Source organism: Variovorax sp. VaC1 (assembly GCF_043658315.1).
Classification (GTDB): domain Bacteria; phylum Pseudomonadota; class Gammaproteobacteria; order Burkholderiales; family Burkholderiaceae_C; genus Variovorax.
The window spans coordinates 1-772 of the sequence record NZ_JBIGLT010000030.1 but is presented as its reverse complement, the minus strand read 5'-3'; the positions used below and the strand labels follow the sequence as shown (position 1 = coordinate 772).

Sequence of the window (772 nt, the reverse complement as noted above, 5' to 3'; positions counted from 1 at the left end):
GCGTCAGCAGCCTGTCGACCTCGGCCTCCACTGGGATCAGTAGCCTCTCGACTTCGACGTCCACCGGCCTGAGCACGACGAATAGCAGCGTCGCCAGCTTGTCCACGTCGACCTCGACGGGTCTGAGCACCGCGACCAGCAGCGTCAGCAGCCTGTCGACCTCGGCCTCCACTGGGATCAGTAGCCTCTCGACTTCGACGTCCACCGGCCTGAGCACGGCGACCAGCAGTGTCGCCAGCCTGTCCACGTCCACCTCGACGGGTCTGAGCACAGCGACGAGCAGCATTAGCAGTCTGTCGACCTCGACCTCCACAGGGATCAGCAGCCTCTCGACTTCGACGTCCACCGCCCTGAGCACGGCGACGAGCGGCATCGGTAGCTTGTCGACGTCCACCTCGACCGGTCTGAGCACAGCGACCAGCAGCATCAGCAGCTTGTCGACTTCGACGTCGACCGGAATCAGCAGCCTGTCGACTTCGACGTCTACTGGCCTGAGCACGGCGACGAGCAACATCGGTAGCCTGTCGACGTCCACTTCGACCGGCCTGAGCACTGCAACCAGCAGCATCAGCAGCTTGTCGACCTCGACCTCCACCGGGATCAGCAGCCTGTCGACTTCGACGTCCACTGGCCTGAGCACGGCCACGAGCAACATCGGTAGCCTGTCCACGTCCACCTCGACCGGTTTGAGCACTGCGACCAGCAGCATCAGCAGCTTGTCGACCTCGACCTCCACCGGGATCAGCAGCCTGTCGACCTCGACGTCCACCGG

General features: G+C 64.1%; 1 protein-coding gene. It reads right to left on the bottom strand.

Annotation, left to right across the window (positions count from 1 at the left end; translation table 11 throughout):
* On the bottom strand, positions 1 to 772 hold a 772-nt coding region (locus ACGLHS_RS32290), incomplete at both ends, for a hypothetical protein (protein WP_394486084.1).